Here is a 19872-nt window from a genome sequence, read left to right as displayed (position 1 = left end):
TGACGCCCTTTCGCGTATTGCCCGATGCGGCGCCCCGAGCCCCCATGGTGGGTCGGAGGACGACCGAAGGAGGGTCCATGCAACGGCACACCAAGGCGGCGCTCGCCGCGGGGTTCGCGGTCATCGCGACGGGAGCGCCGGCCGGGCCGGCCGCCGCGGCCGAAGGCGCGGGGGACGAGCCGGACGGGCGCGGGGTGGACGACGGCTTCACCGTGAGCACGTTGAACGACAACGGGTACGCGACGTTCGTCGACTACGGCCCGGGCAAACCCGGACACGGCGACAACGACGACTACATCGAGATCGACGACACCTGGGCCGACGGCTACGACGTCAGGGTCGAGGCCTGGCTCGACGGCGACTCGCAGGGCGTGCGCGTCTACGACGACGGCGCCTGGGGCGACGTCATGGTCTGGGACCCGTTCCCGAACGTCAAGGCCGGCCAGGAGGTCGAACTCGAAGTCTGCCTCACCGATGGCAGCGGCATCCACTACCAGTGCGGCGAAGGCGGCGACGTCTCCGCCGACGGCTGATCCCGCAGCCCGGCGCCTCGCTCGACACCGGCGGGGCGCCGCGCTCTGAGTGAACGTTCATCCTTGTGTCAGTATTGCCTTCGATCGAGAAGGGATACTGAGGGGATGACGGAGCGTTCCACCGGCCGGAGGCGGCCGACCATCCGGGAGGTCGCGCGGCTCGCGGGGGTGTCGCACCAGACCGTGTCGCGGTACCTGCGCTCCCGGGAGGGGCTGAAGCCCGCGACGCTGGAGCGGATCGACGCGGCGGTGCGGGAGCTCGACTACCGGCCGAACCTGCTCGCGAGGTCCATGCGCACCAAGCACACCGGGCGGATCGCCGTACTCATGCCGAACCTGGTGCACAGCCACCCGGCGAAGCTCATCAGCGGCGCCGCGGTCGCCGCGCACGAGGCCGGGTTCACCGTCGAGGTCGTCGCCATCGAAGGGGGCGCCGAGGAGCGGTCGGCGCGGCTGCTCGAACTCGCGTACTCCGGGCAGGTCGAGGGCATCCTGGCACTGGCCCCGATCCTGCCGTCCGTGGAGGCCGAGCTGCCCGCCGACGCGGCCGTCGTCGTCTCCGCCGACTTCGACGACCGGATGCGCGGCCTCGGCGAGCTGTCCGACGCCGCGCCCGTCTACGAGATCGTGGAAGGCCTTGCGGCCCTGGGCCACAAGCGGCTCTATCACGTCGCGGGGGACCCCGAGTTCGCCTCGGCGCGCGCCCGCCGCGCCGCCTACCTCGACGCCGTCGAGCGCTTCGGCCTCGAATCGGTCGGCGTCTTCGACGGCGACTACAGCGCCGAGTCCGGCGTGGAGGCCATGCGGGCCCTGCCCGCGGGCCGCCTGCCCACCGCCGTGGTCGCCGCCAGCGACGGGATCGCCGCGGGCGTCATCCGCGGCGCCAGGAACCGCGGCCTCGAAGTGCCGCGCGACCTCAGCGTGACCGGCTGGGACGACCTGGAGGTCGCCCGCTACCTCCCGCCCTCGCTCACCACGGTGCACATCGACCTCGCCGGGCTCGGCCGCCGCGCGATGATCCGCCTCGTCAAGGCCCTCTCGGGGATCGAGCTCGACCCGCCCGAACTCCCGCTCAACCAGGTCATCTGGCGCGAGTCCACGGCCGTCGCCCGCCCGCACTGAAACCGCATACCAGGATGCAAGCCGCGTATTGACTTTGCAGTGATCGTTCACTAGATTCGGCGCAACCGCTGTAGTGAACGATCACTAAACGTCGATCCGAAGGAGTGTCGATGCCGGTCCAACGACCCCCGTCCCCCGGGGCCGCGACATGACGGCCGCCGCCGAACTGCGCCACCTCAAAGGCGCCGCACCGAAGTCCAAGCCGCAGAACAAGGCCGCGTTCTGGTTCCTGCTCCCGTGGTTCCTCGGCCTCTTCGCCGTCACCCTCGGGCCCATGGCCGCCTCGCTCTACCTCAGCTTCACGAAGTACAACCTCCTCCAGCCCCCCGAGTTCACCGGCCTCGCGAACTTCGAGCGGATGCTCACCGACGAGCGCCTCCACAGCTCCCTCGCCGTCACCTTCACGTACGTGCTCGTCTCGGTCCCGATCCAGCTCGCCCTGGCCCTCGGCCTCGCCGTCCTCCTCGACCGCGGCATCCGCGGCCTCGCGTTCTACCGCTCCGTGTTCTACCTGCCCTCGCTCCTCGGCGCGAGCGTCGCCATCGCCGTCCTGTGGCGCACCGTCTTCGGCACCGACGGGCTGTTCAACGAGGGCCTCGCCCTCTTCGGCGTCGAAGGCCGCGGGTGGATCTCCGATCCCGAGACCGCCCTGTCCACGCTCATCACCCTGAACGTGTGGACCTTCGGCTCCCCGATGGTCATCTTCCTCGCCGGGCTCCGCCAGATCCCCGTCATGTACTACGAGGCCGCCGCCGTCGACGGCGCGAGCCCCTTGCGGCGCTTCACTTCCGTGACCCTGCCGCTGCTCACCCCGATCGTCTTCTTCAACCTGGTGCTCCAGATCATCCACGCGTTCCAGTCGTTCACGCAGGCGTTCATCGTCTCCGGCGGCACCGGCGGACCCACCGACTCCACACTGTTCTTCTCGCTGTACCTCTACCAGCGCGGCTTCGGGAACTTCGACATGGGCTACGCCTCCGCGCTCGCCTGGCTGCTGCTGGTCATCATCGCCGCGTTCACCGCGATCAACTTCTGGGCCTCGAAATACTGGGTGCACTACGATGACTGACGCCCTCCGCAAGCTCGCCAAGCACCTCGTCCTCATCTTCTGCGCCGTGGTCATGCTCTACCCGGTGCTGTGGATGGTCGTCTCCTCGTTGCGCCCCAACGACGAGATCTTCCGCAGCCCCGGCCTCGTCCTCAGCGACCTGGAGACCGCGAACTACGAGGCCGGATGGAACGCCTTCGAGCACCCCTTCGGCTACTTCATGGTCAACTCCGGGATCGTGGTCCTCGGCGCCATCGTCGGGAACCTCATCGCCTGCTCGATGGCCGCGTACGCGTTCGCGCGCCTCGAATTCACCGGCCGCCGCTGGTGGTTCGCGATCATGCTCGTGACGATCATGCTCCCGATCCACGTCATCATCGTCCCGCAGTACGTGCTGTTCTCCGAGTTCGGCTGGGTGAACACGTTCCTGCCGCTCATCGTCCCGAAGTTCCTCGCCACCGACGCGTTCTTCGTGTTCCTCATGGTCCAGTTCATCCGCGGCATCCCGCGCGAACTCGACGAGGCCGCCCGCATCGACGGCGCCGGGCACCCCCGCATCTACCTGCGGATCGTGCTGCCGCTCATGGTGCCCGCGCTGGCGACGACCGCGATCTTCACGTTCATCTGGACGTGGAACGACTTCTTCTCCCAGCTCATCTACCTCATCGACCCCGACATGCACACCGTGCCGCTCGCCTTGCGCGCCTTCGTGGACCAGCAGGCGGGCACCAACTGGGGCGCGACGTTCGCGATGAGCGTCGTCTCGCTCCTGCCGGTGTTCCTGGTGTTCTTGTTCGGCCAGCGCTACCTGCTGCGCGGCATCGCGACCACCGGAGGCAAGTGATGCGACGAGAAAGGAACGCGCAGATGCGACCGCGACTGACCCGCCGCACCCTCGGCAAGGCCGGACTCCTCGGCGCCGCCCCGGCGCCGCTGCTCGCCGGGTGCGGGATCGGCGGCGGCGGGGAGATGGTCCTCAGCGACGAGCCCGTGGAGCTGCGGATCGCCTGGTGGGGCTCGGACCTGCGGGCGCAGCAGACGAACGAGGCGATCGAGGCATTCCAGAAGGAGCATCCGCGGATCACCGTGCGCGGCGAGTACAAGGAGTTCGGCGCGTACTGGGACGGCCTGGCGACGACCTTCGCCGCGAACGACGCCGCCGACGTCGTGCAGATGGACGAGCAGTACTTCAACTCCTACTCGGACCGCGGCGCGCTCTGGGACCTCAACGAGGCCGCGGAGTTCCTCGACCTGTCGAAGATCGACCCGGAGCTCCTGCCGACCGGGCAGGTCGACGGCGCGCAGTTCGCGCTGCCGATCGGCTCGGGCGTGCTCGCGTTCGCCGTGAACGCGGACCTGTTCGCGCAGTACGGGATGGAGCTCCCCGACGACACGGCGTGGACCTGGGACGACTACGCGGACATCGCGAACGAACTCGCACAGCGCGGCGGCGGCGACATCACCGGCACCGCGATCACCGGCGGCGTCGACGTCGGCTCGCTCCGCTACTGGTCCCGCCAGCACGGCAACGAGCTGTTCGCCGAGAACGGGGACGTCTCGCTCGACCCGGGCCTGCTGGTGGAGCAGTGGGAGTACTACGCGGGGCTCATCGCCTCCGGCGCGGCCGACACCGCGCAGCAGATGGTCGAGGACACCGGCGCGGGCGTCGAGGGCGGGCGCCTCGCCACCGGCAAGACCGCGTTCGGGCTCATCCACAACACCCAGATCACGGCCCTGCGCAGCGGTTCCGGGGCCGACATGCGGCTGCTCCAGCTGCCGCAGAACGGCACGCCCGCGAACTTCATCAAGCCGGCGATGTACTGGTCGGTCTCGGCCGGCTCCGAGCACCCCGCCGAGGCCTCCCTGCTCGTGGACTTCCTCGTCAACAGCCGCGAGGCCGCCGACATCCTCGGCACCGAGCGCGGCGTCCCCGCGAACACCGAGATCCTCGAATACCTGGGGCCGCAACTGGACGAGAGCGAGCGGATGGCCGTGGACTACCTGGAGGCCGTCGTCACCGGCGACCCGATCCGGGTGACCCCCAACGGCGGCAGCTCCGTCAACCCGCTCATCACCCGCTACGGCCAGGAGGTCTACTTCGGAGAGACGAAGCCGGAGGACGCCGCCGACGCGTTCATCGCCGAGCTCCAAGGCGAGATCGACGCGACCAGATGACCCGACCCGCGGCGGGAGACCGACTTCCCGCCGCGCCGGGCCCGCACGTCCGAGCCGGGGACGTGCGGGCCCGCCTACCGGGCGGTAGGGTGAGGGCGCCCACACGCTGAGAGGACCCCGTATGCGCGGCCCCGCCCTGCACCTGCCCCCGCGGCCCTGGGCCGCCCTCGCCGTCCTGACCGCCTTGGCGCTCATCGGGATCGCCAACTGGGCGATCGACGAGACGCCGCCCGCGCCCGCCGCTGCGGACGCCCCCGCCGACGAGTTCAGCGCCGACCGCGCCTGGTCCACCGTCGAGGCGATGGCCGTCGAGCCCCACCCCATGGGCACCGCCGAGCACGACCGCGTGCGCGACCTCCTCGCCGCCGACCTCGAAGCCCTCGGCTTCGACGTCGAGATCCAGACCGAACTCGCCCGGGACGCCGTCGACGGCGACGCGCTCGTGCGCTTCGGCGTCGTCGACAACATCGTCGCCACCCTCCCCGGCACCGACCCGACCGGCACGGTCCTCCTCACCTCCCACTACGACTCCGTGCCCTCCGGGCCCGGCGCGGCCGACGCCGCCTCCGGGGTCGCCGCGATCGTCGAGTCCGCCCGCGCCCTGAGTCTCGAAGGGCCCCACCGCAACGACGTGGTCGTCCTCATCACCGACGGCGAGGAGATGGGCCTGTTCGGCGCCGAGGCCTACGCCCGCACCCACCCCGCGGGCGGGACCCCCACGGTCGTGTTCAACCTCGAAGCGCGCGGCGTCTCCGGGCCCTCCCTCATGTTCGAGACCTCAGTGGACAACGCAGGGCTGATCGACGTGTTCGCGGCGAACGCCCCCAGCCCCCACGGCGACTCCTCCGCGATCGAGGCGTACCGCCAGCTCCCCAACGACACCGACTTCACCCGCTTCCACGAGGCGGGCTACATCGGACTCAACTCCGCGTTCATCGGCGGCGCCTCCTGGTACCACACCCCGCACGACGACACGGACCATCTCGACCCCGCCAGCCTCCAGCACCACGGCGAGAACCTCCTCGGCACCGCCCGCGCCCTCGCCGGAATGGACCTCGCCGACCTGGAGACCGGCCACGACGAGACCTTCTTCGGCTTCCTCGGCCTGTTCGTCCACTACAGCGACGCCTGGAACCTGCCGATCGCCCTCATCGGCCTCCTCGCAGCCGCCGCGGCGATCGTCCTCGCCCGCGTCCGGCGCGCACTCAGCCTGCCCCGCTTCGGGATCGCGTTCCTCACCTTCCTCCTGCCGGTCGCCGTCTCGGGCGCCGCCGCGGTCGCGCTCTGGCCCGCCCTCCAGGCCCTGCGCCCCGGCTACGCCGACCAGTACGGCCTCCTGTTCAACCGCACCTGCTACTACCTGGCGATCCTCGTCTTCGCCGTCGCCGCCCTCACCGCCTGGTACGCGGCCGTGCGCCGCCGCCTCGGCGAAGCCGCGACCACGCTGGCGCCGCTCGCCTGGCTCGGCGTCCTCGGCACCGCCACCGCGGTCCTCATCCCCGGCCTGTCGTTCGTGTTCGCGATCCCCGCGCTGGCCGCGGTCGGCATCCTCGCCGCGATGCTCCTCCAGCCGCACCCGCGCCGCGCCCGCTTCGTCGGCTACGGCCTCTTCGCGCTCCTCCTCATCCCCGCCGCAGTCCAGCTGAGCTGGACCTCGAACCTCCTCGAAGCGTTCGGCATGGAGCTGGCCGCCGTCCCCGCGGTCCTCATCGTCCTGTTCGCCGCGCCCGCACTGCCGCTGCTCGCCATGTGCCGCATCCGCATCCGCTTCGTCCCGGCCGCCGCCGCGGTCACCGCGCTGGCGCTCGTCGGAGTCGGCCTCGCCGTGGACCGCTTCGGCCCCGAGCATCCGCGCCAGGCCTACCTGTCCTATGTGCTCGACGCGGACACCGGTGCGGCGGCGTGGGTCTCGACTGACATCGACCGGTCCGAGTGGACCGCCGGGTACGTCACCGAGGACGGCCTCGACGGCTCGGGCCTGCCCGCGGCCTACACCGACACCGCCGCGGCCACAGGCTACGGCCCCGCCGAGCCGATCGACCTCGCGCCCCCGACCGTCGTCTACGAGTCGCGCACCGCCGACGGAGCCGTGCTGCGCGTGGCCTCGCCGCGCGGCGCGGACACCATGTGGCTCACCGTCTCCGGCAGTGCCGACCGCGCTGAAGTGACCCTCCCGGACGGCACCGCCGCGGAGGTCCCGATCGCCGCGCCCGCCGAACCCGGCGGCCCGGCCGTCGTCTGGTGCTACAACGTGCCCGCCGAGGGCTTCACGCTGACGCTCCACGGCGACCTCGGCGACGTCACCGTGTTCGACCAGACCCACGGCATCGAGGGGATCGACGGCTACACCGACCGGCCCGAGGGCCTCATGCGCTCGCGCGACCGCCTCTCCGACACCGTCACGATCGCCGCCGCGGCGGACTAGGGCGCGACGATCACCCGCACGCCCCGCTCCTCGAACGGGGCGAGCTGCTCGGCGGTCGCGGCGGCGTCGGTGACGAGCGTCCAGTCCGCGCCCAGGCGCGTCCACGCGTGGAACGGCGCCGCCCCGAGCTTCGTCGCGTCGGCGAGGACCACGACCTCCTCGCTGGAGCGGACCATGAGCTCCTTGAGGCGGGCCTGCTCGCGGTCGGCCTCGCAGATGCCGCGGACCGCGTCGACGCCGTCGGCGCCGAGGAACACCTTGTCGAACGTCATCCGCTCCAATGCGGCCTCGGCGATCGGCCCGACCATCGAGTCGCTCATTTCGCGCAGCCGCCCGCCGAGGCACTCCACGACGACGCCCGGGGCCGACCGGTCCTCGCTGTCGGCACCGCGGGTCTCGCCCGCGCGCTCGCCCGCGTCTGGCACCCGGCCCCGCACGACGTCACCGTCCCGCCCCAGCCGACCGACCTCGTCGTGGTCTCCTCCCTCAACCCGGCCACCCGCGCCCAGATCACGCACGCCGTGCGGCGCGGCATCGCCCACACCGTGCTCGACGTCCCGAACACCGCCGACGCCGCCCTGGAAGCCGCGATCCGCGCCCTGCCCCGGCCCGCGATCGTCTCCACCAGCGCTTTCCGCGACCCCGAAGGCGCCCAGCACCTCGCGCACCGCCTCGGTACGGCCGCCGCCCGCGCCGTGCGGGCGACCGAGCCGGGCACGATCGGCCTCGTCGGCGGCGACGGCGCCGCCGCAGTGCTCACCGCACTCGGCCCACCACGCGCCCTCGTCGCCGGGCGCATCGCCCCCGGCGTCCCCCTCCTGCGCCTGCCCGGCCTCGACGTCTGGACGAAAGCGGGCGGCTTCGGCCCGCCCGGCCTGCTCACCGACCTCATCCAGCCCGCACACTGACACACAGGAGACCAGCCACCATGGACATTCCCCGCCTCGCCGTCACCCAGGGCGACGTCGCCGGCATCGGCCCCGAGATCATCGCCCGCGCGCTCCTCGAACATCCTGACCTGCGAGAGCGCTGCGCCCCGGTCGTCGTCGGCGACGCCGATGCGATGCGCCGCGGCGCACGCCTCGCGGGCCTCGACCCCGACACGGTCGCCGTCATCGCCGACCCCGCGGACGCGACCAACGACCCAGGGCTGATCGAACTCGTCCAGACCGGCCCCTCCCTCGGCGACATCCCCCTCGGCGAACTCTCGGCCGCCGCCGGGGACGGCGCGCACCGGTTCGTCGTGCGCGCCTGCGACCTCGCCAAGGAAGGCAAAGTGGACGGCATCGTCACGCCGCCGCTCAACAAGGCCGCCATGCACCTCGGCGGCCACCCCTACCCCGGCCACACCGAGCTCCTCGCCCACGAGTTCGGCGTGCAGAACTTCTCGCTCGTCCTCGGCGCGGGGGACCTCTACCTGTTCCATCTCACCACGCACGTCTCGCTGCGCCAGGCGATCGAGGACATCACGCCGCAGCGCACCGACAACGTGATCGCCCTTGCCGCCGCCTTCGGCAAGGCCCTCGGCCGCGAGCACCCGCGCATCGGCCTCGCCGGGCTCAACCCGCACGCGGGGGAGAACCGCCTCTTCGGCGACGAGGACGCCGACGTCCTCGCGCCCGCCGTCGCCCGCGCCCAGGCGCGCGGCATCGACGCCCACGGCCCCATCGCCGCCGACGCCCTCATTCCCCAAGCGGTGCGCGGCAAGTGGAACCTCGTCATCGCCTGCTACCACGACCAGGGCCACGCCCCCTTCAAGGCGGTCTACGGCGACGACGGCGTCAACATCACCGTCGGCCTCCCCGTCGTGCGCGTCTCCGTCGACCACGGCACGGCGTTCGACATCGCGGGCAAGGGCATCGCCCGGGAAGGCTCCCTCGTCCTCGCCATCGAGCGCGCCGCCGAACTCGCCCCTGGCTGGCACCACGTGTGGGACCAGGCGCGGCAGGTGGACCTGCAAGCCTGACGAATCCAGATACAGTCGGCGGTATGGACACCACCCAGCGCCCGCCCTTGACCATCGCCCTCGCCCAGCCCGACCTGGTGCCCGGCGACGTCGAAGGCAACGCCGCGGCCCACGCCGCCGCGATCCGCGCGGCCGGCGCCCGCGTCGTCGTCTTCCCCGAGCTGTCCCTCTCGTCCTATGCCATGGCCGCCCCGACCGTGTCCCTTGAGGACCCCGCGCTCGGCGCGATCGCCGAGGCCTGCGCGGAGACCGGCTCGATCGCACTCGTCGGAGCGCCGCTCGCCGAGGACGGCGAGGAGCACATCACGATGGTCCGCTTCGACGCCGACGGCCCGGAAGTCATGTACCGCAAGATGTTCCCGGGCGGACCCGAGCTGGAGCGGTTCACGCCCGGGTCCGCGCCCGCCGTCGCGGAGGTCGACGGCTGGCGCCTGGGCCTGTCGATCTGCCGGGACTTCGCGATGGACGCGCACATCGAGGCCACGGCGGCGCTCGGCATCGACGCGTACGTCGGCGGCAACCTCCACGACGAGGAGGGCGCCGCCCGCCGCGACGCCCGCATCCCGAAGCTCGCCGCCGACTACGGCGTCTGGGTCGCCATGGCCTGCTTCGCCGGCCCCGGCAGCGACTACCCCGACGCCTCCGGCGGGTCGGCCGTGTGGGGCCCGGACGGCGACGTCGTCGCCCGGGCCGACGACCGGCCGGGCCGCATCGTCACCGCGACCCTCACCTAGGGCTCGTGTAGCGGTCGAGCGTCCGCAGCACCTCCGAGGCCGTCACCGCGTCGATCGCGGTCGGGTGCTCCCGCACCGCGACCGACGCGTCGTAGTCCACCGTGGATGACAGGTGCACGGCCTTGACCGCCTGGTCGGGCTGGTCGGCGTCGACGGTCCCCAGGTAGGCGTCGAAGCCCGACTCCAGGACCAGCACGACGTACCCGCCGCCGGGCAGCGGCAGGTGCACGCCAGGCTCGACCCACAGGTTGTTCGCTGGTCCGGTGAGCCAGCCCGCCTTCGTCAGCGCGAACACGCGCCCGACGCTGATCGACCTGCCCGTGAACCGCTCCAGGCGCCCTGTCCGCAGCTCCTCCTCCGTGAAGGCCATGACCGGGCGGCCGAGCTGCTCGAACGGTTGCAGCACTTCGTAGTCGGCGAACACCTCGGTCCAGGCCGCGAGCGCGTCACCGAGCGCCGCCGGGTGCGCGAGCCGGATCCGCGCAGTTTCGGGGATCTCGACCGTCTCCTCCTCGACGTCCGCGTAGGTGCCGTCCTCGGCGATCCGGAACGCCAGGGCCCCTTCAGCGGTCACCGCCTCCCACACCAGGCGCCGCGCGAGGTGGCGCAGGAGCGGGTGGTCGGCGAAGAACTCCAGGAACTGCGGCCCGGTCCAGGTCCGCTGCGCGGCCATGGCGCGTTCGAGCCGCCGCACCTGCTCCTCGGCGACCTTCTTCACGTCCCGCTTCAGCTGCGCGAACCGCTGGTACGCCTCGTCGGCGACCGCCGCGTCGTCCTGCTTGCCGGGCTTGGGGAGCCGCGCGAGGCGCTTCCCGTCACCGTCGATCGCGCAGGGGACCAGGCGCTCGTCGAAGCCCACGGTGAACTGCCGCGGCCCGTAGTCGAGGACGAGGCCGCCGCCGAGCCCGAAGTCCGGCACGAGCCGGTCGGCGAGCTGCTCGGGGCTGAGGCCGAGCCGGGCGGCGACGAGGTCGATCTGGCGCCCGGCCTCCTTCTTCAACGGGCGGAACGCGACCTTCCGGGAGATCGCGTAGAGGGCCCGCAGCGCCGTCTCGGTCCCGATGGCGCCCAGGCGTTCGAGCCCGGCGACGGCCCGCTTGTGCTGGCCCTGGCCGGGCCAGCGCCGGATGAGCGCTTCGAGCCGCGCCACGGTGTCGTCGTCGGCGAAATGCGCGAGCTGCGAGAACGCCCACGAGTCCTTCGCGGGCGCCCCGGCGGCCGTCCACAGCTCGAACACGGCCCACGAGAACGCGGTGAGCGAGGCGGCGTCGCAGGCCTCGGCGACGGCGCCGACTCCGGCGTACGGGACCTCGGGGGAGTCGAGGGCCAGGACCGTGAGCAGGTGCCGCACCGATTCGGCGGGCAGCGCCGCCGCTCGTCCCTTGAGGAGCACCTGCGGCAGGAGGGCCGGTGCGGCCCAGGCGGCCTGCTTGGGGATTGTGGCGTCGAGGGGGTCGAGCGGGTCGGCGGCGATGAGCGCGTCGATCGCATTCGCCGCGGCTTCGCCGTACGCCTTCGCCGCGGCGGCGACGGGTTCGGCGCCGTGCTCGGCGATGAGGTGGCGCAGGGCGGCGGTGGCGGCCTTGCGTGCGGGCTTGTCGCCGCCGAGCGCATCGGGGACGAGCAGGTGCGGGGCGGCCTCGGCGTGCCGTGCGAACCACCGCTTCGCGACGGGCGCCAGCGATTTCGACCTGGCGATCCACTCGGCGGCGAGGCGCGCGGCCTCCAGGGTGCGGACGGGCACGAGGACTTCGGCGAGGGCGGTGCGGCCCTTGACGAGCGGCACGATCCGGTCGGCGACGCGGTCGCCGAAGCGGGCGAGCATCCGCTGGAGGTCTTCCGGCTGGAAGTACCCGGCCTCGCCGTCCCAGCGGTCGAGGAGCGACTCGGCGGCTTCGATCCGGGCCCAGGCGAAGAACAGGATCGGGTAGTGGATCTCCCCGGACTTCTCGAAGTGGGCCAGGACCCGCTGCACCTGCTGCTCGTCGTAGCCGCCGTCGCCGTCTTCTTCGCGGAGCGCGGCCCACAGCCGTCGCTCGTCCTCGTCGGCCCACACGACCGCGGTCGCGGCTTCCGGCTCCAGTCCTGCGACGACGACCGGCTTGGGCCGCTTGGCCTTCCACGGCGGGGACGCCAGGAGCGGCGGCAGCGCGTCGATGTCGGCTTCGGGGGCCCGGTCGCCGGTCGCGATGAGCCCGTCGACCGCCTCCCGGGTCTCGGCGTCCGCGGTCTCCAGTGCGGTCCGCATCGCCTCCGACGAGCCGACGAGGCCGCCGAGGAGGCGGCGCCGCTCGTCGTCGGCGTCCTGGGCGCACAGCGCGACGGCCCGGAGGGTCCGCTGCGGGAACCGCTCGGCGGTCGCCATCGCGACTGTGAGCGCGCCGGGCCGGTGGAGCCGGTCGATGAGCTGCGCGGTCGCCTCGTCGGCGGGGAGCAGGCCGATCGCGGTCATGAGGGCCGCGCGAGCGGGTTTCGAGAGGCGCTCGAACCAGACGTCGATCTGGTTGGTGAGGAGGGGGAGCGCACCGGTGCCGACGCCCGCGATGAGCGGGGCGAGGCTGCGCTCGTCGGCGTTGGTGAGGCCGCGGCGCTGCGTGAGGTGGAGGTCGCGGGGGTCGGCGGCGATGTGCCAGACCATCCAGTCGTCGGCGCGGCGGCGCTCGAAGTACCCGGTGAACGCGGGGACGGCGGCCTCGACCCAGGCGGCCTCGGTGGGCATGAGCAGGGCCGCGCCGATGATGCGCTGCGGGTCGGTCCTGAACTGCGCGACCGTGTCGACGGCGACCCGGTACTGCTCGTCGCCCGCCGCTGCGAGGAGCGCCCGGATGCGGTGGGCCGCGGGCTCGGCGCCCCGCCAGCCCTTGGGCTCGACCCATTCCAGATACGTGTCCAAGTGCGCGTCGGAGATCGACCGGTCGTCCTTGGCGTAGGTCCGGTTGTAGACCGCCGCGGATTCGAGGACCGCCGCCGCCGCGAAGCCGAGGCCGTGCCGGGCGACCCAGGCGTCGAGGTGCTGGAGCCGGTCGGCGGCCGCGACGGTCTGCGTCCCGGTGGCGTCCATGAGGTGCATGAGCGCGGACGCGCCGACGGGGTCGAACCGGCCCTGGAGGTACGCGAGGATCGCGTCCCGGTACGCGCCGTTCCGCTCGATGCCCTGCTCGATGTGCGCCCAGTTGTCGGCGATGCGCCGCTCGACGTCCTGGAGCGCGGCGGCGTCGAGCTCCACGGGGGCCGCCTGGTCCCTGCCGCGCCTGGGCATCACGTGCCGCGCCCACTTCGGAGGCAGGACGAGCCGGTCTTCACTGGGGGGATTCGTCATGCCGTGCAGCCTAAGGGGACCGGCCGACAATCACCCCGGCCGGTCGACGCTCACTTTTCGGGTACGAACGCCTGCAGCGCACTGGGATCGGCCAGCGCACCCGGTGCGACGGCCTGGTCGACCGGCACGCCTTGCAGGATCCGCTTCACCGGCACCTCGATCTTCTTGCCGGTGACGGTGCGCGGGATCTTCGGGACCGCGATCACCTCGTCGGGCAGGTGCCGCGGCGACAGCTCGGTGCGGATCGCGGTCGCGATGGCGCGCTTGAGGTCCGCGTCGACCTCGACGCTCGCCTCCACGAACACGAGCAGCCGGTCCGCCTCGTCCAGGTGCACCACAAGGGAGTCGGTGACGCCGGGGACGGCCTCCACGACGGCGTAGAACTCGGCGGTCCCCATGCGCACGCCGCCGCGGTTCAGCGTGGCGTCGGAGCGCCCGGAGATGACCGCCGAGCCGCGCTCGGTGATCGTGATCCAGTCGCCGTGTCGCCACACGCCCGGGTACCGGTCGAAGTACGTCTCGCGGTACCGCTCGTCGCCGCGGTCCCCCCACAGCCCCACGGGCATCGACGGCATCGGCGAGGCGATCACCAGCTCGCCTTCGCGGCCGATCCCGGGCGTCCCGTCGGGCGCGAAGGACTGCACGTCCGCGCCGAGGCACCGGCACGACAGCTCGCCGCGCCACACCGGCACGTTCGGCGCGCCGCCGACGAACCCGGTGCACAGGTCCGTGCCGCCCGATAGCGACTGGAGCTGCGCGGTCGCGCTGACCGCCTCGACCACGTAGTCGAACCCGGCCGCCGGGAGCGGCGCCCCTGTCGAGCCGATCCCCTTGAGCCGCGACAGGTCCGCGACCTCCTTGGGGACGACGCCGCGGTCGCGGCAGGCCATGAGGAACGGCGCGCTCGTCCCGAAGTACGTCGCCCCGGACTGCTCCGCGAGCCGCCACAGGCCCTCCGGGTCCGGTGCCCCGTCGAACAGGACCACCCCGGCGCCCACGAGCGGCGCCGACGCCAGGTAGTTCCACATCATCCACCCGGTCGTGGAGTACCAGAAGAACCGGTCGCCGGGCCCGAGGTCGTGGTGCAGGCCGTGCATCTTCGCGTGTTCGAGCGCGATCCCGCCGTGGCCGTGGACGATCGCCTTCGGCAGGCCCGTGGTCCCCGACGAGTACAGGATGTACAACGGATGTGAGAACGGCACCTGCTCGAACGCCAGATCGCCGTCGCCGCCGAAGTCCTCCCACCGCTCGCCGGTGCCGAATCCTTCGTCCAGATAGGAGAACGTGACGAGCCGCTCCGGAGCCAGCGCCGCCACGACCTGCGCGATCTCCTGGTCCCTGCGGATCGTCTTGGCGCCGTAGCGGTATCCGTCGGTGACGAACAGGATCTTCGGCTCGACCTGCTTGAGCCGGTCCACGACCGCCCGCGCCCCGAACTCCGGCGCGCACGAGGAGAACACCGCGCCGATCGACGCGGAAGCGAGCATGAGCGCGTACGTCTCGGGCACGTTCGGCATCCACGCCGCCACCCGGTCCCCGCGCCCGACCCCCGCCGCGACCAGGCCCGCGCGCAGCCGCGCGACCGCCGACCGCAGCTCGGCGAGCGTCCATTCGACCGGCCCGCGCGTGTCCGAGTACGCCGTCACCGCGACATCGTCCGCACCCATCCCCGGCGCCGCGAGCACCGCCTGCGCGTAGTTCAGCCGCTCGTCGGGGAACCACACCGCGCCCGGCATCCCGGCCGAGGCGAGCACCCGGTCCTCCGCGACCGGCCCGCCGAGCCCGAAGTGCTCCCACACCCCGCCCCAGAACAGGCCCGGCCGCTCCACCGAGCACCGCCACAGGTCGCCGTACGCGGTCAGGTCGGTGCCCGCCCGCCCGGACAGCCACTTCCCGAACACCTCGATGTTCGCGGTCCCCTCAGTCCCGGGCCGCCACAGCACCTCGCCGGTCACACGTTCCTCCTCGAATCTGCGCCTGAGCCAGTCTGCCCGACGCACGCCTCGACGGCAGTGGGGCCGGACCACATACCGCCGCCCGTCCGCATGGGCGCCGGAACCATGGACCCGGCGGCCCCGGGCCCCTAGGATCGGCCCATGGGTATCCACCACGAATCCACCGTCATCCTCGCCGCCGCACGCACCCCGATCGGGCGCTTCGGCGGGAGCCTCGCCGACGTCCCCGCCACCGCGCTGGCCGGCGCCGCGATCCGCGCCGCCCTCGAACGCGCGGGCGTCGACCCCTCCCGCATCGGCCAAGTCATCCTCGGCCACGTCCTGCCCGCCGGGTGCGGCCAGAACCCCGCCCGCCAGGCCGCCGTCGCCGCGGGCATCCCCATGCACGTGCCGAGCCTGTCGGTCAACAAGGTCTGCCTCTCCGGCATGGCCGCCGTCGGCCTCGCCGACGCGCTCCTGCGCACGGGCGCATGCGAATTCGTCGTCGCGGGCGGCATGGAGTCCATGACCCGCGCCCCGCACCTGCTCCCCGGCTCGCGCCGCGGCTTCAAGTACGGCGACGTGACCATGCTCGACCACACCGCGTTCGACGGCCTCACCGACGCCTACGACGGCGTCTCCATGGGCGAGTCCACCGAGCGCCACGCCCAGCGCCTCGGCCTGGCCCGCGCCGACCAGGACGCGTTCGCGCTCGCCTCGCAGCAGAAGGCCGCCAAGGGCGCCGACGCCCGCGCCGCCGAGATCACCCCGGTCGACACCGGCAAAGCGATCGTGGACGCCGACGAGGGCCCGCGACCGCAGACCACCCTCGACGGCCTCGCCGCGCTCCGTCCCGCGTTCACCCCCGACGGGTCCCTGACCGCCGGGAACTCCTCCCCGATGAACGACGGCGCCGTCGCGCTCGTCCTCACCACCCGCGCCAACGCCGAGCGCCTCGGCCTCGACTGGGAGTCCGAGATCCTCGCCTACGCCACCGTCGCGGGCCCCGACAACTCGCTGCTCCTCCAACCCTCGCACGCGATCCAGGCCGCCGCCGCGCAGGCCGGGACCGCCGTGACCGACTTCGAAGCCGTCGAGATCAACGAGGCGTTCGCGGCCGTGGCCCTCGCCTCCATCAGCGAACTGGGGATCGACCCCGAGCGCGTCAACCGCGACGGCGGCGCCATCGCCCTCGGCCACCCGCTCGGCGCCTCAGGCGCCCGCCTCGTGCAGACCCTCTCGCGCCAGCTCCCCAGCGGCGCGGTCGGCGCGGCCGGGCTCTGCGGCGGCGGCGGTCAAGGGGACGCGGTCGTGCTGCGCCGCAGGTAGTCAGCGCGGACCGGACAGCCGGTGGACCCGCAGCGCGAGCTGCACCTCCAGCGACCTGGCGGGGGAGTTCCAGTCCCGCCCCAGGACCGCCGCGACCCGGTCGAGCCTTTGCGACACGGTGTTGACGTGGACGTTCAACGCCGCCTTGGTCTTCGCGAGGTGCCCGCCCGCGGCGAAGTACGCCTCCAGGGTCCCCACGAGGTCGGTGCCGCGCCTGCGGTCGTAGTCCAGGAGCGGACCGATGGTCCGCTCCACGAACGCGCCGGTGCCGGCCTCGCCCAGCAGCACCCCGATGAACCCGAGCTGCTCCATGCACGCGCCCTCGCCGCGCCGCCCCAGCGTCAGCATCGCCTCGGTGCACCGCACGGCCTCGGCGTACGCCTCCGGCAGCCGCTCCAAGTCCTCGACGCCTCCCGACGCGCCGACGGTGACGCGCTGGCCCGCGCTCCGCGCCAGACCGGCGGCGAGCTTCGCGGCCCGCTCCCCGGGGTCGTCGGTCGGCAGCAGCAGCACCGGGCGGCCGTCCCGGCCCCCGGCGAGCCCGCCTTCGGCGCGCGCGAACCGCTTCGCCTCCGAGGCGAGCCGCGGCTGCACGGCGCCGTCGAGGACGAACACCGCGTGCGGGCGGGCCAGGTCGATCCCGAGCTTCCCGGCGCGCAGCCGCAGGCTCGACCCGCCGGAGCGCCGCCTGCCCGCGTCCGTGAGCAGGTCGTCCAGCAGCTCCCCGCGCACCAGGTCCTCGGCGTCCGCGACGGACCGGCGCAGGAGCAGCAGCAGCGCCGTTACCAGCGAGGCCCGCTCGAACAGCTGCCGGTCGGCCTCCGCGAGGTCCGCGCGCCCGCCGAGCACGATGGAGCCCAGCGGTTCCGGGCCCGCCATGACCGCGCACACCCACAGGCCCTCCGCGAGCACGGCGCTGCGCGACGCCTGCGAGCCGTCCACGCCCTCGGCGACGAACCGCACCGCGCCGTCCCCGGCCCGCGCCAACTCCGTCCCCTCGGCGTCGTAGATCCCGATCGGGCCCGCGAACAGCTCCGCGGTCTGCGACGCGAGGTCGCCGACGTCCCCACCGGAGAGCACCAGGCCCGTGAGCCGGTCGTGCGCGTCGGCGGCCCGCCGCAGCGCCCCGTTCAGCCGCGCCGAGGTCTCCGCGGCCCGGCTCCGCTCGCGCAGGGCCTGCCGGGCCTCCTCCAGCTGCCGGACGCTCTCGATCGCCACGGCCGCGTGGTTCGCCAGCGACACGAGCATCGCCACGTCGTCGGGCGCGAACCCGCGCGGCTCCCGGTCCGCGGCGAACAGCACCCCGATGACCTGCTCGCCCACCCGCATCGGCACGCCGACGATCCCGTGGACGCCCTCCTCGGTGACGGCCGTGTCGATCCGGTCGGTGTGGTTGAACCGCGAGTCCACCCGGTAGTCGGTGCTCGCGTACGGCAGCGCGGTCTCCGCGACCAGGCCCCCGAGGCCCTCGCCCATGCCGAGGCGCAGCTGCTGGAACTTCGCCGACACCGACCCGTCGGTGACCCGCATGTACGTGTCGCCCGCCTCCGGGTCCCGCAGCGCGATGTACGACAGGTCCGCGGCCAGCAGGGTCCGGGCCCGGTGGACGATCGCCCGCAGCACCGAGTCGAGGTTCCGCAGCGCCGCGAGGTCCCCGGCCGTGTCGAACAGGGCCGCCAGCTCGGCCTCGCGGCGGCGGCGCTGCGCGAGCGTCCCGCGGACGCGCCGCACCGACTCCGTCGCCTCCTCCACGGCCGCGACCGCGGCGGCCGAGGCCCGGGACCGCTTCAGGTCCCGGGCCGGGGCCGCGAGCTCGTCGTCCGAGACGTCCGCGCCGATGAGCCCGATCAGCCGCAGCAGCGCGGCCGCCGCGGGGTCGACGCCTTCGGACACGGGAGCCTCTCTCAGATCGGGGGACGGGGGAAGCCTAGTCCCTGATGCCCCTGGTCAGATCGCGTCCCCGCGTCTCGCGGACGACGGCCGCCGTGATCGCGGTGACCACCGCCGCCGCGCACAGGTACGCCGACACCGGCGTCGACGAGCCGTACTCGCTCAGCAGCTTCACCGCGATGATCGGCGCCAGCGCCCCGGCCACGATCGACGCGAGCTGCGACCCGATCGCCGCGCCCGAGTAGCGGACCTTCGTGTCGAACAGCTCCGACACGAACGCCGCCTGCGGGCCGTACATCGCGCCGTGGAACAGCAGGCCCACCGTCACCGACAGCGTCACGACCCCGAACTCGCCGGAGTCGACCAGCCCGAAGAACACGAACGCCCACACGGCCATCCCGGCCGCGCCGACGAGCGTCACCGCGCGCCGCCCGATCCGGTCCGACAGGGCGCCCCACAGCGGGATCGTCACGAAGTGGATCGCCGACCCGATGAGCACCGCGTTCAGCGCGAGGCTGCGCGACAGCTCCAGCTGCACCGTGACGTACACGAGCACGAACGCGGTGAGGATGTAGTACGAGACGTTCTCGCCGAAGCGCAGCCCGATCGCGCCGAGCACCTCGCGCCAGCCCGTGCGGAACACCTCCACGATCGGCGGCTTCTCCTTGACGCCGCTCGCGGCCCGCTCGGCCTGGGCTTGGAGGAACACCGGGGACTCCGACACGGAGATGCGGATCCACAGGCCGATGACGACCAGGACCCCCGAGAGCAGGAACGGGACCCGCCAGCCCCAGTCGAGGAACGCCTCCTCGGACTGGACGACCGCCAGGAACGCCAGCACGCCGGTGGCGAGCAGGTTCCCGCCGGGTGCCCCGGCCTGCGGCCACGACGCCCAGAACCCGCGGTGCCGCGCGCCGCCGTGCTCGGAGACGATGAGGACCGCCCCGCCCCACTCGCCGCCCAGCGCGAAGCCCTGGACCAGCCGCAGCAGCGTCAGGAGGATCGGCGCGGCGACGCCGATCTGCGCGTAGACGGGCAGCAGGCCCATCGCGAACGTCGCGCCGCCCATGAGCAGCAGGCTGAGCACGAGGAGCTTCTTGCGGCCCAAGCGGTCGCCGTAGTGGCCGAAGACGAGGCCGCCGAGCGGCCGGGCGAGGAACCCGATGGCGTAGCTGGCGAACGCGATGAGCGTGCCCGTCAGCGGGTCGTGGGTGGGGAAGAACGCGGTGTTGAACACCAGCGCGGCGGCCGAGCCGTACAGGAAGAAGTCGTACCACTCGACGGTGGTGCCGACCAGGCTGGCGGTGACGATGCGGCCGATGCCGCTGCGGCGCTTGACAGGTGTTGCGGTGAGGGCTGGGTCGGTCATGGGCGGTGCCTGTTCTCTAGAGGGGACA

The 19872-nt window shown here is 72.9% G+C and carries 15 protein-coding genes; 10 read left to right on the top strand and 5 right to left on the bottom strand.

The features are described from left to right. The first annotated feature begins 77 nt into the window (after positions 1-77). The 6 genes from B0I28_RS10010 (at position 78) to B0I28_RS09985 (ending at position 7303) form a co-directional block, all read left to right on the top strand. Entirely contained in the window at positions 78-533 is a 456-nt protein-coding gene (locus B0I28_RS10010) for a hypothetical protein (protein ID WP_106363680.1), read from the top strand. A gap of 105 nt (positions 534-638) precedes the next feature. Further along, positions 639-1655, top strand: coding sequence for a LacI family DNA-binding transcriptional regulator (locus B0I28_RS10005; protein WP_106363679.1), 1017 nt, complete (start codon positions 639-641; stop codon positions 1653-1655). Positions 1656-1803: 148 nt separating this feature from the next. Then, a complete protein-coding gene (locus B0I28_RS10000; protein WP_106363678.1) occupies positions 1804-2724 on the top strand; it encodes a carbohydrate ABC transporter permease in 921 nt (306 codons plus the stop codon). Beyond that, entirely contained in the window at positions 2717-3547 is an 831-nt protein-coding gene (locus B0I28_RS09995) for a carbohydrate ABC transporter permease (RefSeq protein ID WP_106363677.1), read from the top strand. Before B0I28_RS10000 ends, B0I28_RS09995 begins: the two co-directional genes overlap by 8 nt. 23 nt (positions 3548-3570) lie before the next feature. Continuing rightward, on the top strand, positions 3571-4878 hold the full coding sequence (locus B0I28_RS09990) for an ABC transporter substrate-binding protein (RefSeq protein ID WP_181245731.1): 1308 nt from the start codon (positions 3571-3573) through the stop codon (positions 4876-4878). Positions 4879-4999: 121 nt separating this feature from the next. Continuing rightward, on the top strand, positions 5000-7303 hold the full coding sequence (locus B0I28_RS09985) for a M28 family peptidase (protein ID WP_106363675.1): 2304 nt from the start codon (positions 5000-5002) through the stop codon (positions 7301-7303). Here B0I28_RS09985 and B0I28_RS09980 read toward each other — a convergent pair. Then, complete coding sequence (locus tag B0I28_RS09980) at positions 7300-7740, bottom strand: DeoR/GlpR family DNA-binding transcription regulator (protein ID WP_219926679.1); 441 nt, start codon at positions 7738-7740, stop codon at positions 7300-7302. The genes B0I28_RS09985 and B0I28_RS09980 overlap by 4 nt on opposite strands. A 36-nt stretch (positions 7741-7776) precedes the next feature. On the opposite strand from B0I28_RS09980, the gene B0I28_RS09975 reads away from it, so the two are divergent. The 3 genes from B0I28_RS09975 to B0I28_RS09965 are packed head-to-tail and all read left to right on the top strand — an operon-like array spanning position 7777 to position 10003. Next, positions 7777-8211: a nucleotide-binding domain containing protein gene (locus B0I28_RS09975; protein WP_106363674.1), complete on the top strand. Its 435-nt coding sequence runs from the start codon at positions 7777-7779 to the stop codon at positions 8209-8211. A gap of 20 nt (positions 8212-8231) precedes the next feature. Continuing rightward, positions 8232-9269 (top strand): 4-hydroxythreonine-4-phosphate dehydrogenase PdxA, encoded by a 1038-nt coding sequence (gene pdxA, locus B0I28_RS09970; RefSeq protein ID WP_106363673.1) that lies wholly within the window; start codon positions 8232-8234, stop codon positions 9267-9269. Between the two features lie 23 nt (positions 9270-9292). Further along, positions 9293-10003, top strand: a complete 711-nt coding sequence (locus tag B0I28_RS09965; RefSeq protein ID WP_106363672.1) for a carbon-nitrogen hydrolase family protein — start codon at positions 9293-9295, stop codon at positions 10001-10003. Here the strand turns inward: B0I28_RS09965 and B0I28_RS09960 are convergent. Further along, positions 9996-13322: a DUF4132 domain-containing protein gene (locus B0I28_RS09960; RefSeq protein ID WP_146148036.1), complete on the bottom strand. Its 3327-nt coding sequence runs from the start codon at positions 13320-13322 to the stop codon at positions 9996-9998. The two genes, B0I28_RS09965 and B0I28_RS09960, sit on opposite strands and share 8 nt — an antisense overlap. 50 nt (positions 13323-13372) lie before the next feature. Continuing rightward, complete coding sequence (locus B0I28_RS09955; RefSeq protein WP_106363670.1) at positions 13373-15277, bottom strand: acetoacetate--CoA ligase; 1905 nt, start codon at positions 15275-15277, stop codon at positions 13373-13375. A gap of 141 nt (positions 15278-15418) precedes the next feature. On the opposite strand from B0I28_RS09955, the gene B0I28_RS09950 reads away from it, so the two are divergent. Beyond that, entirely contained in the window at positions 15419-16585 is a 1167-nt protein-coding gene (locus tag B0I28_RS09950) for an acetyl-CoA C-acyltransferase (protein ID WP_106363669.1), read from the top strand. Here the strand turns inward: B0I28_RS09950 and B0I28_RS09945 are convergent, their stop codons facing one another. Together B0I28_RS09945 and B0I28_RS09940 are read right to left on the bottom strand one after the other, a co-directional pair. Next, positions 16586-18478, bottom strand: coding sequence for a helix-turn-helix domain-containing protein (locus B0I28_RS09945; RefSeq protein ID WP_219926677.1), 1893 nt, complete (start codon positions 18476-18478; stop codon positions 16586-16588). Between the two features lie 34 nt (positions 18479-18512). Continuing rightward, complete coding sequence (locus tag B0I28_RS09940) at positions 18513-19844, bottom strand: MFS transporter (RefSeq protein ID WP_106363667.1); 1332 nt, start codon at positions 19842-19844, stop codon at positions 18513-18515. Positions 19845-19872: the final 28 nt, after the last annotated feature.

The sequence above is a fragment of the Glycomyces artemisiae genome, from assembly GCF_003002955.1.
Taxonomy (GTDB): domain Bacteria; phylum Actinomycetota; class Actinomycetes; order Mycobacteriales; family Micromonosporaceae; genus Glycomyces; species Glycomyces artemisiae.
Note: the sequence above shows the minus strand (reverse complement) of the source record. Positions and strands in the feature narration are given on the sequence as shown.

Coding starts and splice junctions, on each gene's coding strand:
- B0I28_RS10010 (WP_106363680.1), top strand. CDS start 78: ATGCAACGGCACACCAAGGCGGCGCTCGCCGCGGGGTTCGCGGTCATC.
- pdxA (WP_106363673.1), top strand. CDS start 8,232: ATGGACATTCCCCGCCTCGCCGTCACCCAGGGCGACGTCGCCGGCATC.
- B0I28_RS10000 (WP_106363678.1), top strand. CDS start 1,804: ATGACGGCCGCCGCCGAACTGCGCCACCTCAAAGGCGCCGCACCGAAG.
- B0I28_RS09965 (WP_106363672.1), top strand. CDS start 9,293: ATGGACACCACCCAGCGCCCGCCCTTGACCATCGCCCTCGCCCAGCCC.
- B0I28_RS09950 (WP_106363669.1), top strand. CDS start 15,419: ATGGGTATCCACCACGAATCCACCGTCATCCTCGCCGCCGCACGCACC.
- B0I28_RS09995 (WP_106363677.1), top strand. CDS start 2,717: ATGACTGACGCCCTCCGCAAGCTCGCCAAGCACCTCGTCCTCATCTTC.
- B0I28_RS09985 (WP_106363675.1), top strand. CDS start 5,000: ATGCGCGGCCCCGCCCTGCACCTGCCCCCGCGGCCCTGGGCCGCCCTC.
- B0I28_RS09960 (WP_146148036.1), bottom strand. CDS start 13,322: ATGACGAATCCCCCCAGTGAAGACCGGCTCGTCCTGCCTCCGAAGTGG.
- B0I28_RS09990 (WP_181245731.1), top strand. CDS start 3,571: ATGCGACCGCGACTGACCCGCCGCACCCTCGGCAAGGCCGGACTCCTC.
- B0I28_RS09940 (WP_106363667.1), bottom strand. CDS start 19,844: ATGACCGACCCAGCCCTCACCGCAACACCTGTCAAGCGCCGCAGCGGC.
- B0I28_RS10005 (WP_106363679.1), top strand. CDS start 639: ATGACGGAGCGTTCCACCGGCCGGAGGCGGCCGACCATCCGGGAGGTC.